Annotated in this window: 11 protein-coding genes; 6 read left to right on the plus strand and 5 right to left on the minus strand. The window is 70.3% G+C overall.

Annotated features, from left to right (window positions below):
• The first annotated feature begins 41 nt into the window (after positions 1–41).
• A complete protein-coding gene (locus ACWC24_RS18625) occupies positions 42–746 on the plus strand; it encodes an SDR family NAD(P)-dependent oxidoreductase (protein ID WP_450663910.1) in 705 nt (234 codons plus the stop codon).
• A 273-nt stretch (positions 747–1,019) separates the two neighbouring features.
• Here the strand turns inward: ACWC24_RS18625 and ACWC24_RS18630 are convergent, their stop codons facing one another.
• The 3 genes from ACWC24_RS18630 to ACWC24_RS18640 all read right to left on the minus strand — a co-directional run bounded on the left by ACWC24_RS18630 (position 1,020) and on the right by ACWC24_RS18640 (position 5,482).
• Complete coding sequence (locus ACWC24_RS18630) at positions 1,020–1,760, minus strand: alpha/beta hydrolase (protein WP_450663911.1); 741 nt, start codon at positions 1,758–1,760, stop codon at positions 1,020–1,022.
• Positions 1,761–2,004: 244 nt separating this feature from the next.
• Positions 2,005–3,660 carry an FG-GAP repeat domain-containing protein gene (locus ACWC24_RS18635; RefSeq protein ID WP_450663912.1) on the minus strand — a complete coding sequence of 552 codons (1,656 nt, stop codon included), beginning with the start codon at positions 3,658–3,660 and terminating at the stop codon, positions 2,005–2,007.
• Between the two features lie 16 nt (positions 3,661–3,676).
• Positions 3,677–5,482 (minus strand): alkaline phosphatase D family protein, encoded by a 1,806-nt coding sequence (locus tag ACWC24_RS18640; protein ID WP_450663984.1) that lies wholly within the window; start codon positions 5,480–5,482, stop codon positions 3,677–3,679.
• A gap of 164 nt (positions 5,483–5,646) precedes the next feature.
• Here ACWC24_RS18640 and ACWC24_RS18645 point away from each other — a divergent pair, with 164 nt between their 5' ends.
• The 3 genes from ACWC24_RS18645 (at position 5,647) to ACWC24_RS18655 (ending at position 8,663) form a co-directional block, all read left to right on the plus strand.
• Positions 5,647–6,324 (plus strand): DUF4232 domain-containing protein, encoded by a 678-nt coding sequence (locus ACWC24_RS18645; RefSeq protein WP_450663913.1) that lies wholly within the window; start codon positions 5,647–5,649, stop codon positions 6,322–6,324.
• A gap of 359 nt (positions 6,325–6,683) precedes the next feature.
• A complete protein-coding gene (locus ACWC24_RS18650) occupies positions 6,684–7,925 on the plus strand; it encodes a transposase (protein WP_450663914.1) in 1,242 nt (413 codons plus the stop codon).
• A 231-nt stretch (positions 7,926–8,156) separates the two neighbouring features.
• Complete coding sequence (locus ACWC24_RS18655; protein WP_450663915.1) at positions 8,157–8,663, plus strand: allene oxide cyclase barrel-like domain-containing protein; 507 nt, start codon at positions 8,157–8,159, stop codon at positions 8,661–8,663.
• Positions 8,664–8,897: 234 nt separating this feature from the next.
• On the opposite strand, the gene ACWC24_RS18660 is transcribed toward ACWC24_RS18655, so the two are convergent.
• The gene (locus ACWC24_RS18660) at positions 8,898–10,274 is read right to left on the minus strand and encodes a serine hydrolase domain-containing protein (protein ID WP_450663916.1); all 1,377 of its coding nucleotides are present in this window, start codon (positions 10,272–10,274) and stop codon (positions 8,898–8,900) included.
• A gap of 104 nt (positions 10,275–10,378) precedes the next feature.
• Here ACWC24_RS18660 and ACWC24_RS18665 point away from each other — a divergent pair, with 104 nt between their 5' ends.
• On the plus strand, positions 10,379–11,074 hold the full coding sequence (locus tag ACWC24_RS18665) for a TetR/AcrR family transcriptional regulator (RefSeq protein ID WP_450663917.1): 696 nt from the start codon (positions 10,379–10,381) through the stop codon (positions 11,072–11,074).
• A gap of 150 nt (positions 11,075–11,224) precedes the next feature.
• Here ACWC24_RS18665 and ACWC24_RS18670 read toward each other — a convergent pair whose 3' ends face one another.
• Complete coding sequence (locus tag ACWC24_RS18670; protein WP_450663918.1) at positions 11,225–12,562, minus strand: aminotransferase-like domain-containing protein; 1,338 nt, start codon at positions 12,560–12,562, stop codon at positions 11,225–11,227.
• 95 nt (positions 12,563–12,657) lie between these two features.
• Between ACWC24_RS18670 and ACWC24_RS18675 the strand changes: the two genes are divergently transcribed.
• Positions 12,658–13,281 (plus strand): DJ-1/PfpI family protein, encoded by a 624-nt coding sequence (locus ACWC24_RS18675; RefSeq protein WP_450663919.1) that lies wholly within the window; start codon positions 12,658–12,660, stop codon positions 13,279–13,281.
• Positions 13,282–13,422 lie beyond the last annotated feature (141 nt).

Here is a 13,422-nt window from a genome sequence, read left to right on the forward strand (position 1 = left end):
CATACCGTGGTGCCCGATCCTACGAGAGGGAGTCGGGACACATGGAACGCATTTTGGTCATCGGTGGTGCCCGGGCGCTCGGCGCGGCCGTCGCGAGGCGTGCGGCGAAGGACGGGTACGACGTCGTCGTCGGTGCCCGCGATCCGGCCGCGGCCGACGCGCTGGCGAGCGAGATCGGCGCCACAGCGGTGCGGGTCGATCTGCAGGACGAGTCGACGCTCGCGGCCGCGGCGGAACGGCTGAAGGACGGTATCGACCACATCGTGACGACGGGTTCGGCGCCGCACGACGTGCGCGCCACCGAGCTGGATCGCGACAAGCTGCTGGCCGCGTTCACGGCGAAGGTGATCGGCCCGATGCTGGTGGCCAAGCACTTCGCGTCGGTCCTGCGGCCGACCGGGTCGATGGTGCTGTTCTCCGGCGTGGTCGGCTGGCGCCCCGGGCGGGGATCGCTCGTCAAGGGTGTCACGAACGGTGCGGTCGAGTACGCCGCGCGCCACCTGGCGGCGGACCTGGCGCCGGTACGGGTCAACGCCGTCTCGCCCGGTGTAGTGGACTCGGGCGCGTGGGACCGCCTCGGTGACAAGAAGTCCGCCTTGCTGGGCAAGAGCGCGGACGGGACCTTCGTCGGACGCCACGGTGAGGCCGACGACGTCGTCGACACGGTGATGTGGCTCCTGCGCGCGGGCTTCGTCTCCGGCGAGACGATCCACATCGAGGGCGGCGCCCGCCACAAGTCCGCCTGATCGGCAGCGGATTCGAGCCGGGGGTGGGGGGTCCAGGCCGGCCACGGTCGACCGGTTGTCACTGAGGCCGACGCTTCAGGGTGTCCAGGTCGCCACGAAGCAGCTGACGCCGTCCAGTGGTTGCCAGGGGGAGCGGCCCGGCCCGTAGCTGAGTGGGCGCTCACGTTGCCGACGGGCCGGACCGAATTCCGTGGAGTGCCGGGATGCTGCCCTCGACGGGCAGCATCCCGGTCGACGCGGCCTGCCGTCTGCCGGTGGCCGCGTGGTCCGGTCCTACTTCAGGTGCCGGGCGAAGAACCTGGCCGCGTCCTCCCCTGCGAACCGCGGGACGCCGGTGTGGCCGCCCATGTTGGCGTGGAGCGTCTTCTCCTTGGAGCCGAAGGCGTCGAACAGGTCCAGAGCCGCCTGCCGGTCATTGCCTTCGTCGTCCCACTGCAGCAGGACGTGCAGCGGAATGGTGACCTGGCGGGCCTCCTCGAACATGACGCGCGGCACGAGACTCCCGGCGAAGAGGCCGGCGGCCACGACGCGCGGCTCGACCGCCGCGAGGCGGACGCCGATGGAGATCACTCCGCCCGAGTACCCGACCGGGCCGCCGATCTCGGGCAGCGACAGAAGGGCGTCCATGGCGGCCTGCCATTCCGGGACCGCCTTGTCGACGAGCGGGAGGACGAGGGCGTCGATGATCTCGTCGCTGACCGGCGTGCCGGCTTCCATCGCCCGGCGCAGGTCGGCGCGGGCCTGGTCGACGGCGGCCCAACGGGGCCGTTCACCGCTGCCGGGGAGCTCGATGGTGGCCGCGGCGAAGCCGTCTGCCGTGGCCTGCTGGGCCCGGGCCACCAGCCGGGGATACATCCTCTGCAGCCCGAGCGGGGGGTGGCCGAGCAGGATCAGCGGGACCGGTGCGGACGCAGATGCGGATTCAGGCGTCCACAGGATGCCGGGAATCTCGTCAAGGGTGAACTTGCGCTCGAGTACGCCGTCGTCGAGACGCTGTTCGGAAGTGAATTGCATGGTCGTGCCTTTCGGGAGTGCACTGGAACGGCGCTCCCGGACGACGACCTATCGCCCGACCGTGACCCCGGAGGAGAGCACCCATGTCGATACTGTGTTCACGGGTACCACCTCCTTGTTCTCTCGCACGGCCTCCGCGAAATTATCAGAGGCCGCCGTGGTTCGCCAAACGGGTTCCTGCGTGGCCTGTGCGAGGCGGCCCGGCGGGCCGGGTCCCGGGGGAGAGAGCCCGGCAGGGCAGAGCTCACAGCAGGTCGGCCCAGGTGCTCCAGCCGCTGGTGGCCTTGGTGACGCGGCTCTTGAAGCCGCCGGTGCCGGTACCGGCGTAGAAGTACAGGGCGCCGGAGGAGTTCGTGGCCATGAGGTCGGCCTTGCCGTCGCCGTTGGCGTCGCCGGGTGAGAACACCTTCTTGTACTGCTGCCAGCCGGTGCCCACCTTCACCCGGGCCGAGAAGGGGGCGGACGCGCTGCCGGTGCCGGCGTAGCGCCACAGGACGCCGGAGGTGTCCCGGGCCATCAGGTCGGGACGGCCGTCGCCGGTGAAGTCGCCCGCGCCGACGACGGCGTTGTAGCGCTGCCAGCCGGTGCTGACGGTGACGCGGGAGCCCACGTTGGTGCCGGAGTTGTCGCCCGCGTAGAGGTAGAGCGTGCCGGAGGTGCTCACGGCCAGCAGGTCGCCCTTGCCGTCGCCGGTGAGATCGCCCGGACCGAGAACCCGGTTGTAGGAGGTGGAGCCGGTGGCGAGTTGGGGGTCCGAGAGAGCGTAGAACGCCGGGTTGGTCAGCCTGCCGCTGCTGACGGACTGGACGACCAGGTCGGCGAGGCCGTTCTGCCGGAGCGAGGAGGCGTACGCGAGGCGGGTGGTCGCCGACGGCCAGGCGTCACCGACCAGAGCCTTACCGGTCAGCGTGCCGGTGCCGGTGACCTCGTAGCTGTAGAGGCTCCCGGCCGTCGTACGGGCCATGGTCCCGAACTTGCCGTAGTGCGGGTTGTTGCCGGCTCCCGCGAACTGCGTGACCTCGCCCCAGCCCTTGCTGCGGGCGGACCGGGTGCCGAAGCCGCCCTTGCCGTCGCCCGCGTAGAACCACAGGGCGCCGGAGAAGTCCCTGGCCAGCAGGTCGGTCTTGCCGTTGCCGTCCCAGTCGCCGCCGCCGATGATCTGATTGTACGACGCCCAGTCGGTCTTCGGGTCCTTGACCCGGGTGCCGAAGGTGCCCCCCTTCTTGCCGGGGTAGCGGTAGAGGACCCCTGCCGGAGTGCGGGCCAGGAGGTCGCCGACGCCGTCGCCGGTCAGGTCACCGGCGCCGATCAGCTCGTCGTACTGCTGCCAGCCCGTGCCGACCAGCACGCGGGTGCCGAAGGCACCGGTGCCCTTGCCGGGGTAGTAGTAGAGCGAGCCGGCCGGAGTACGGGCCAGCAGGTCCGCCTTGCCGTCGCCGTTGAGGTCCCCGGGTGCGACGACCTTGTTGTAGATCTGCCAGCCGGACGCGACCGTACTGTACGAGCCCAGGCCGCCGGGGCTGCGTGCGTAGAGGCCGGAATGGAAGTACAGCACCCCGCTCGCGCTGAGGGTCAGCACATCCTGGAAGCCGTCCTGGTCGAGGTCGCCCGGGGTCAGTACGTCCTTGACCTTGGCGACGTCCGAGTCGAGGACCATGACCTCGGCCGAACCCGTGTCGAGGTACAACTGGCCCGCGACATTGCGGTAGATCAGGTCGGACGTGCCGTCCCTGTCGAAGTCACCGCGCACCGGGGCGGTGGCGTCCGCGTGGGTGGGCAGCAGCACGAAGACGCCTGTCGTGAGCACCGCCGCCGTGGCGGCCAGTACCGATGCCTTCATACCGGGGGAGCGCCGGCGTCCGGTGCTCCGGTCGCGCCGCCGGGGGCGGATGGTGAACACGTACTCTCCCGGAAGGTCAGGGGGTGGCGGACACGTCGGTGGTGGCGACGTCGGTGGCGGCGTCGTCAGGGGACTGCGTGACGGAGGGCGACGGGGGCGCGGTCGTCGCGGCCGGATCCGTGACCGGCTCCGTCGGCTCCGTCGGCTCGGCCGACTGCGTCGGTGTGGCAGTGTCCGTCGGGGTGGCGGTGTGCGCCGGTCCTGCGGACTCCTCCGTACTCGCGCTCGTACTCGGAGAGGGCTCGGTCTGGACGCCGACCTGGTACACGCCCGGCACACCGTTCTCCACCCGGAAGGTCGCCGCCGTGGTGGTCGTGCCGTTCCTGGTCAGCACGGTGGAGATGGTCCGCAGTCGTGCCTCGATACGGTCCTCGGTGATGTCGAGGAGCAGATAGCCGCGCCGGGCGTCGATCATCTTCCAGTGCGGGTTGTCCGCCAGCTTGGGCGCCCACTCGGCGGCGAAGGCCACCAGGTCCTCGTCCCCGCTGCTGGAGATCGACGTGCCGACGAACTCCGCGCCGACCACGGCCGACTTCGGGTCGGCGTAGTCCAGCTTGAGGTCACTGACGACGGTGCGGTGCTTGTCGCCGGAGAGCACCACGGGGTTGCGGACCTTCTGGAACTCGGCGAGCAGGGAGGCACGTTCCTTCTGGTAGCCGTCCCAGGCGTCGTACGACCACTGCTTGCCCGCACCCGCGAGGAAGTCGCACTCGGCCATCATCACCTGGGAGGCGACCAGGTTCCAGCGCGCGCCGGAGGTGCGCATGCTGTTCACCAGCCAGTTCCGCTGAGTGTCGCCCATGATGACCCGGCCGTCCTTCTTGGCCCCGGCGGCGGTGGTCGCCTGGTCGTCGCGGTACTGCCGGGTGTCCAGGACATGCAGCCGGGCCAGGGGGCCGAAGTCGAGCGAGCGGTAGATCAGCACATCCGGGCCGCTGGGCTTCTGCGCGGCACGGATCGGCATGTGCTCGTAGAAGGCCTGGAAGGCGGCCGCCCGGCGGGCCAGGAATTTCGCGGTGGGCCAGGCGACGGGGTCGTCCGCCACGTCACCGGCCCAGTTCTGCTCCACCTCGTGGTCGTCGAAGACGACGACGAAGGGTGCCGCGGCGCGCATCGCCTGGAGGTCCGGGTCGGTGTTGTACTGCTCGTGACGGGCACGGTACTGGGCGAGCGTGACGGGCTGGCCCACGCCTTCGTGCCGGCGTACGCGATAGGAGTAGGCCGAGCTCTCGTAGATGTAGTCGCCGACGAACAGTACGAGGTCCGGCTGCTGTTCGAGCATGTCCCGGTAGGCGGTGAAGTAGCCGTGCTGCCAGTTCTGGCAGGAGGCCAGCGCGATCCGGAGGTTCTTCGGAGTGTCACCGGCGGCGGGCGCGGTGCGGGTCCGGCCGGTGATGGAGGTGCGGCCCAGCGCCTTGAACCGGTACCAGTAGTCGGTGGCCGGGGTCAGGCCCGTGACGTCCACGTGGACGCTGTAGCCGAGGCTGCTGGTCGCCGTGGCCGTACCGCTCTTGACGACCTTGGTGAAACCGCTGTCCGAGGCGAGCTCCCAGCTCACCGCGACGGTGGGAGCCAGGATGCCGGAGCTGCCCTGCTGGGCCGGCACCACCCTGGTCCACAGCACGATCGCGGTGGGCAGCGGATCGCCGGAGGCGACGCCCAGCTTGAAGACCGTGCCGCTCACCGACGCACCGGCACCGGCCGCGGCGGTCGCCCCGCGCACCGACGCCGAGGCGCTGCCGGCGGCCAACTGCCCGGCGGCCGCCGCACCCGCGCCGCCCAGTGTGACGGCCCCCGCGCCCAGGAACCGCCTGCGACGCATGCCGCTGGCGGCCGTGTTGTTGTCACTCGAGTGCACCGGCGCGCCTTATCCCTGGGGCGTGCCCTGCGCAGCGCCGATTGACATGATCGCCACGGATTCTATGCAATACCCTCACATGTGCAGTACCGGGGGCTGTGATGCCGTTCGAACAACCAGCAGGAGCCATGCACCGACCATTGATCGCCGCAGTCACGGTCCTGCTCCTCGCCGGCGCGGCCGGGTGCTCGTCGTCCGGTGCCGACCAAGAAGCTGGAAGCGGCTCGGGTGCGGGCTCGGGCTCGTCGAGCACCGTGGCCAGGGGCGGGGCGGAGAGCGGCGGCTCGTCGAGCGCCGACGGGGGCCGGGCCTCCGGGGAGGGGGACGGCAGTGGGGGCAGTGGCGGGGAGTCCTCCCCGCCCGCCGGGGTGCTCCTCGGAGCCGACGCGCTCCCCACGCCCGCCGCCGACCACTGCCGTACGGAGAACCTGGCGGCCGTGGCACGCAGTACCGGTCAGGGCCTGGCCTCGGTCGTGATCACCAACGACGGCACCGGCTCCTGCACGGTACGCGGCTTCCCCTCCCTCCTCTTCAAGACCGAGACCGGCCGGACCGAGCTGCCGGTGGACTGGGCCGGGCCGGCCACCGGGGCCGCGAAGATCACCCTCGCTCCGGGCGATTCCGCTTCGGCCGCGCTCAGCTTCGCCGGCCTCGACGAGTGCGAGCCGGTCACCGGCCTCGATCTCGTCCCGCCCGGCGAATCCCGGGCCCTCACCCCTGCTTTCACGACCGCGAGCGGGAAGAAGGCGGCCGTGCGCATCTGCGACACCGGCGTGAAGGTGCAGGCGTTCTCGCCCGCGCGGTGAGGCCGGGGCTTCGCCCCGCGATGCTGTGAGGCCCTGTCGGGGAACGGGGCATCACGGTCACCGTCTCTGGCGACGAGGGCCGGGTTCGGTCGGCGATGACCGCCGGCGAAAATTCCGGGACTTCGGGCGTTCCTGCCGTCACCATCGAGCAGAGGATCACCGGTCCGGGCGACCCGCCACGACCGGGGGACCCGCATCGGCCGACGGTGAGCAGGTCACCGCGGTGCTCACGGACCCGGGAGAGCGCGTTGAGGCATGGCACTCGCCGGCTGGAGAGGGCGCTGACCCCTCAGCTGGACCCGTACTTCGTCGACAAGATCCACGACCTCGTCGGTCTGTATCTCGATCCGCCCGAGCGGGTGCTCGTCTTCGGCGTGGTCGAAGCGAGCGAGCTCCGGTCCCCCGACCGCTCGCGGTCGACGCCGACCGGGGGTTCCCACCGCATCGGGCACGACGACGTGCCGGTCGGCGCCACGACACCGTTCGCCGCCCTGGGCGGCGTCACGAGAACGGTCCGCGGCTTCCGGCATCGCCGGCGTCGAGCCGAGGACCTGAGGGAGTTCCTGAGCAGAATCGACCGCGAAGTTCCACTCGGATTGCACATCCACGTGGTGCTGGACGATCGCGCTCCCCACGAGGTCCGACGCATCAAGACGTGGCCGCTGTACCACTATCGGTTCCACCTGCACGTCACACCCACCAGCTCGTCGTGGCTCAGCATGGCGGAGCGCTGGTTCGCCGCGCGCACCACCAGGCGCACAGGGCGAGGCGTACACACGCCCGAGAACACCCTCGAGAGGGATGTCGAAGCCTGGATCGCCGGCCGGAACACCAACCCCAGGCCCTACGTCTGGATCAAGACCACGGACGAGATTCTCGAGTACCTCGCCGACTCCATGGGCGATACTCCTGACTCCGCAGGCCAACCCGGCGGCACGGACCTCTTCGGGGGACGCCTCCGTGAAATCGATTGGGCGGGTGTGTGCGGGGGCCCCCACCACATTCCCGGCTCGGGGGTACTGATTCCCCGGCTGCTGCACGGCTTGTCGTGTGCGGCCGATCCGGTGTCGGCACGCTGGTGGGGGGAGGAGCTCCACGAGATGGCCCGGCACGACCACTCCGACACGTATCTGCGGTCGGCCGAGTTGATGACGCCCTTCCTTGTCATGATCTGTGACTCGAACCGGACAGCACCCCAGGCAATCGCCCTGACGCTCCTGGCGCACTTCGCCGGTGGCTTCTCGGCCACGATGGGTGAGTGCTGTCAGGGGGAGGTCCTGCGGGAACGCACGGTGGAGGCCGTGCGCGCAGGACTGCCCGGCTATTACACGCGGTTGAGGTCACCGATTCCCCAGGTGAGAGCCGCGGCCTTCGTCCTTCTGAGTGTGCTGGAGCACGCGTCGCTCCGAGAGCTGAGCTCGGCCGAGCGCATCGCGCTCCCCGCGGGAGTTCCGGAGACTTCGGCGCGGTTCCGTCAGGCGCTGGAGCGACTGGCAGCGACGGAAAGGGATCCGCTCGTCCTCCAGCGGATCCAGGAAGCCGGGACAGACCCTCTGTTCGGCATCGGTGAGGCCGCCTTCGGCATCGAGCTGGAACCGTGAGTCGGCTTCGGGCGGCACAGCCCTGAGATCGATGTGGTCGTGGTGGCGATCCGCGCGACGCGTCCTGATACCCGTCCTGTGGTGTGTGGGTCCGGAAATGCGGGCCCGGGTTGGTCCGACCGGTCGGATCTGCCGGTGGGTCGCGCCGGGACGCTCCGGGCGGCGGCGGGGCCGAGGTTATGAATATGCCGCACCTGACCGTCCACGAACATCTACCTCAGGAGCCACACGATGCGCCCCATCAGGGCAGCCTGCCTCGGCACGGCCACCGCGCTGGCCGGCCTTCTCGCCTGCGCCCCTCTCGCGGCGGCCGCGACGGACACCGCATTCGACCCCGCCACGGGCAAGGACCGGGTCATCACGCTCATCGGCCATCTCGTGCAGCAGACGCGCTTCCCCGTGAACCCTGGCGGCAGCCCCGCCCAGGGTGACCGGACCGTCTTCCGCTCGGACCTCTTCGACCTGAACGGCAACCAGGTCGGCGACACCGCCGGTACCTGCACCACCACCCGGGTCGACAACGGTGGAGCGGAGGTGTGCAACGTGAACTACAACCTCCTCGGCGGGCAGCTCACCGTGCAGGGGATGGTCTTCGGCAATCTCGTCCCGGGCCCTCCGCCGTCGTTCGACAACGCGATCACCGGCGGCACCGGGGTGTTCGACCGGGCGCGGGGCCAGGTCCACGCCGACACGATCGGCATGGGTATCAGACGCTTCACGATCGACCTCGACCGCTGACCGATCCCGCCCCTGCCCGGGGAGAAGGCTGGGCCGTGCACGGCACGGCCCACCGGTTCGATCGGTCCCATCGGCGACGCCGCGACCAGGCCCGGTCCCGGACCGTCCGCCATCAGCGGCCGGCCGCCCAGGCATGAAGACCGCGATCTGCAGCCGGAGTGCGAGAGTCGGCTGGCTCCGGTTCGCGTTGCAGGCAGGGGCTGCCGCTCGGGTCGGCCCCCTGCCGGCGTTGGGTCAGAGTGCTTGCGTGACTCGGCTGAAGAGCCGGCCGGCGAGGTCGACCCCGGTGACCGCGCCGTCGGTGTCGCGGGAGAAATAGCCGCGCTGCCCTTCGAGGCCGCCTTCGGTGACGATGTACTCGTCGCCGTCGCCGGGAACGAAGCCGATCTCCGCGGCCGGGTAGTCCGGGGGCATCTCCTCGTCCGATGCCTCGCGGATCTCCGGCTTGATGCCGACCGCCAGGGTGAGACGGGTGCCGTCGGTGGCGATGTCGAGGTTCATGGCGTCGATCTCGTAGCGGCCGGCGACCTGTTGGGCCCGTCCTTTGTCGTACGGGACCGGCTGCGCCGTCTGCTCGACGACGCCGAGGCAGTTCTCCAGGGCCCACCGCACGACGGACTGGTTGAAGGGGTAGCCGTCCGGGCCGGCGTTGGCCAGGGAGACCACCGCGAAGTTGCGCTCGGGCACGATGAGCAGCTCGGCGAACTGACCGTTGCCCGAGCCGCCGTGGCCGATCCCGAGCAGGCCGTCCAGGTCGTGCAGGAACCAGCAGATGCCGAAGCCGTCGCCGAGCGCGCTGGCGCGCAGCCCGACCGTCCGCTCCCGCATCCGGTGCAGCTCTGCGGTCGGCAGCACGCCTTCGCCGTCGCCGAGTTGGAAGCGTGCCCAGCGCAGCAGATCGCTCACCGAGGAGGCGAGGCCGCCGCCGGGGTTGTCGGCGCGCGCGCCCTCCCTGAACGCCGCCCAGGGCCGGGCGGGGCGCAGTTCGCCGTCGTCGCCGCGGTTGTAGCCCACGGCGAACTTGCGGACCATCACCTCGGACAGTCCGTACACGGTGTCCTTGAGGCCCACCGGCTCCAGGACGAGCGACGCCATGGCCTGCTCGAAGGGCAGACCCGTGACCTTCTCGACGATCCGCCCGGCCAGGTTGTAACCGGCCTGGCTGTACGAGGCGCGGGACCCGGGCGGTGCGATCAGCGGCAGCCGGGGCAGCTTCGCCACGAGCCCGGCCAGGGAGCGGTCGCCCTCGCCGTCGTCGATGAGGTTCCAGTCCAGGCCCGCGGTGTGGTTGAGCAGGTTCAGGACGGTGATCCGGGCCGCGGCCCGCTCGTCGGCGAGCTCCAGCTCGGGCACGTAGCGTCGTACCGGTGCGTCCAGGTCCACCTTCCCCTCGGCGACCAGGCGCATCAGCGCAGTCGCCGTGAAGGTCTTGGACACCGACGCCAGAGGGAACAGCGTGTTCTCGTCGACCGGCAGGGGGTTGCTGACGCTTGTCACCCCGTGCGAGACGTGGATCTCCTCGCCGTCCACGAGCACCCCGACGGCGACACCGGGAACGCCGAGGTCAGTGGCCTGCGTCTTGATGAACTCCTGGAGCTTGTCCCGCAGCATTGTCTCCCCCTCAGGTACTTGAACTAAGTACGAGACGCAGCCTAGGGGGCGACTTGAGCAAAGTGCAAGGGCTTAATGAACTAAGTTCAATTAGAGTGGTGGTCATGCCGAGAGACACCCTGACCGCAGACCGGATCGTCCGTGCGGCCATCGAGCTGCTCGACGACGAGGGACTGGACGGCCTCAACATGCGGAGCCTGGCGAAACGGCTCGGCTCGGCAGCCACGGCCGTCTACTGGCACATCAAGACCAAGGACGACCTGGTCCGACTCGCCGGCGACGCGATCTGGCACGAGGTCGAGCTGCCCGACCTCGGCACCACCGACTGGCGCACGGCCGCCGCGGCCCATGCCGCCGGCATGCACGCGATGCTCACCCGACACCCCTGGCTCGTCCAGGCGTTCGGCAGCCACCTCCTGCACGGCCCCGGCCAGGCCCGGAACAACGACCTCGGCCTGGCCGTCTACGAGAAGGCGGGCTTCGCCTCCGACGACGCGGACCGGGCGGCCGCCACCGTGTTCACCTTCGTGCTCGGCAGCGCACTCGGCCCTGCCGCACAGGTCTCGCTGAACCGCCGGCTGGGCAAGAACGGCGCGGACGCCGAGCAACTGATGGCCGACGCCATGACAAGCGCCACCGAGACCGCCATGCGATTCCCGCGTCTGCGTGAACGCCTCGACACCACTGCCGCCATGGAGTACACCGCAGCGCCCGACAGCACCTTCGAGTTCGGTCTTCGGTCCCTCCTCGACGGCTTCGAGGCCCGCCTCGCCGACGACAGCGCCAAGCGGCGAAACTGAACCACGCCTCCCTGACCGGGACACCGAGCCACCCGGATCCGCTGTGCGCACGAGCCGGGGGAGCGGTGACAGGCTCGGCGGCTGGACTTCCAGGGGCCGGTGCCGGGTCCTGCCGGGGTGGGGAGGTCGGCGATTGCGGCAACGCGTGGTTCAGGTGAATGCGTCCTCGAGGGCAAGACGCCGTACCGTGCGCAGCGTCGATCGGAGGCTGCGCAGGTCGGCCGAGCCCAGGGCGAGGCGAATCGCCTGCGGCGCGTGGGCCGAGGTGGTGAACGGCTCCGCCGTGGTGACCGAGATGCGGTGACGCGCGAGGGTGGCGGTCAGGCGGTCGGCGCGTGCGTTGTCGGGCAGCGGTACCCAGGTGAAGTAGGACGCGGGATGGCCGACCGGCGTCAGCCCTGCCAGTTCTTGCACGGCGAGGGCCTGGCGGGCCTTGGCGTCCTCTCGCTTCCGCGCCTCCAACTCGTCCACGGTGCCGTCATCGAGCCAGCGGCAGGCGATCGCCGTGGTCAGGGCCGGGGTGTTCCAGGTGGTCGCCCGGATCGCGCGTTCGAGCAGCGGTACCGCGCTCGGCGGGGCGAGGACGAAGCCGACCCGCAGGCCCGTGGCGACGCTCTTGGACAGCCCGGAGACGTAGACGGTGATGTCCGGTGCGACCGCCACCAGCGGCGGCGGCGGGTTCTCGACCAGGTAGGCGTACGACGCGTCCTCGATGACGAGTACGCCGTGCTGTCGGGCGATCCTGATCAGCCGTACGCGGTCGGCCTCCGGCATGACCCAGCCCAGGGGATTGTGCAGCGTCGGCATGGTGTACACCGCGCGCACCGGCCGGGTGGCGCACAGCTTCTCCAAGGCGTCGAGGTCTGGCCCGCCGATGGTGGTGGGGACAGGCTCCAGGCCGAGGCGCAAGGTGTGCGCGAGCACCTTGAAGCCGGGATAGGTGAGCGCGTCGACCGCGACGACGTCGCCGGCGTCGAGCATGGCCATGGCCGTGACGGCCAGGCCGTGCTGCGCACCGTTGACGACAAGGACGCGGTCCGCGTCAGCGGGGATCCCCCGGCGGCGCAGGTGCCGTCCGATCGAGGCCCTGTCCTGGGGGCGGCCCGGGTGCGGCTGATAGCGCAGCAGCGAGTCGAGATCACTGGAGACGGCCACTTCCCGCAGGGTCTGGCGCAGGAGACCGGACTGGCCGGGCAGCGACGGATAGTTGAAATTGAGGTCGACCGCGTCCGTGGCGACGACCTGCTGGTCGATGCCCTGGCCGGGGGGAACCGCGAGGTCGCGCACGAACGTGCCGCGGCCCTGCTCCCGGCTGACCAGTCCCATGGCCTCCAGCTCGGCGTACACCCGCGTCGCGGTCACCACCGCGACGCCCTCGCGGGCGGCCAGCGCGCGGTGGGTCGGCAACTTGGCGCCCGCCGCGAGTCGCCCCCTTCGGATGTCGGAGGCGAGTGCGTCGACGAGTGCTTTGTAGCGCGGGGCTGCCATGGGCCGAAATTGTATCCATGACAATTCTTTGACTGTCCTGCTCCCGGATCCGTACCGTCGCGGTGATTCCACGCCCACCTGGAAGGACAGCCGCCATGCACGTCGCCATCCTCACGTTCGAGGGGTACAACGAGCTCGACTCCCTGATCGCGCTCGGAGTGCTCAACCGCATCAAGGCGGACGGCCGGCGCGTCACCATCGCCACGCCCGGCCCCAAGGTGACGTCCATGAACGGGGTCGTCATCGAGCAGATGTCCACACTGGAGGAGGCGTGCACCGCTGACGCCGTCATCATCGGCAGCGGCATCGCCACCCGTGAGGTCGTCGAAGATCCGGCGATCATGGGTGTCCTGCGGGGCCTGGACCCCTCGCGCCAGCTCATCGCGGCCCAATGCTCCGGCGCGCTCGTACTGGCCAGGCTCGGGCTGCTCAACGGCATCCCCGCCTGCACCGACCTGACCACCAGGCCCTGGGTCGTCGCGTCCGGCGTAGAAGTGCTGAACCAGCCCTTCTACGCCAAGGACAACGTCGCCACCGCAGGCGGCTGCCTGGCTTCGCACTATCTTGCCGCCTGGGTCATCACCCGACTGCAAGGCAAGGACGCCGCTGAGAGCGCATTGCACTATGTCGCGCCGGTCGGTGAGAAGGACGAGTACATCGAGCGGGCCTGGCGCAACATCACCCCCTATCTGCCCGCCCCCACGCCGACGCTCGTCTGACGCTTCACGCGGGACCTCCGGCCCCTTCGGCAGCCCGACGACGTACGGATCGCAGCACTTGGCGGCTCGCCTGGCCGTATCTCCACCGTCACCTGCCCGGATGCCGCCGTCCGGCCGTCGACGGCGTCGTCCTCCTCGTCG

It is taken from the genome of Streptomyces sp. NPDC001443 (genome assembly GCF_053597355.1).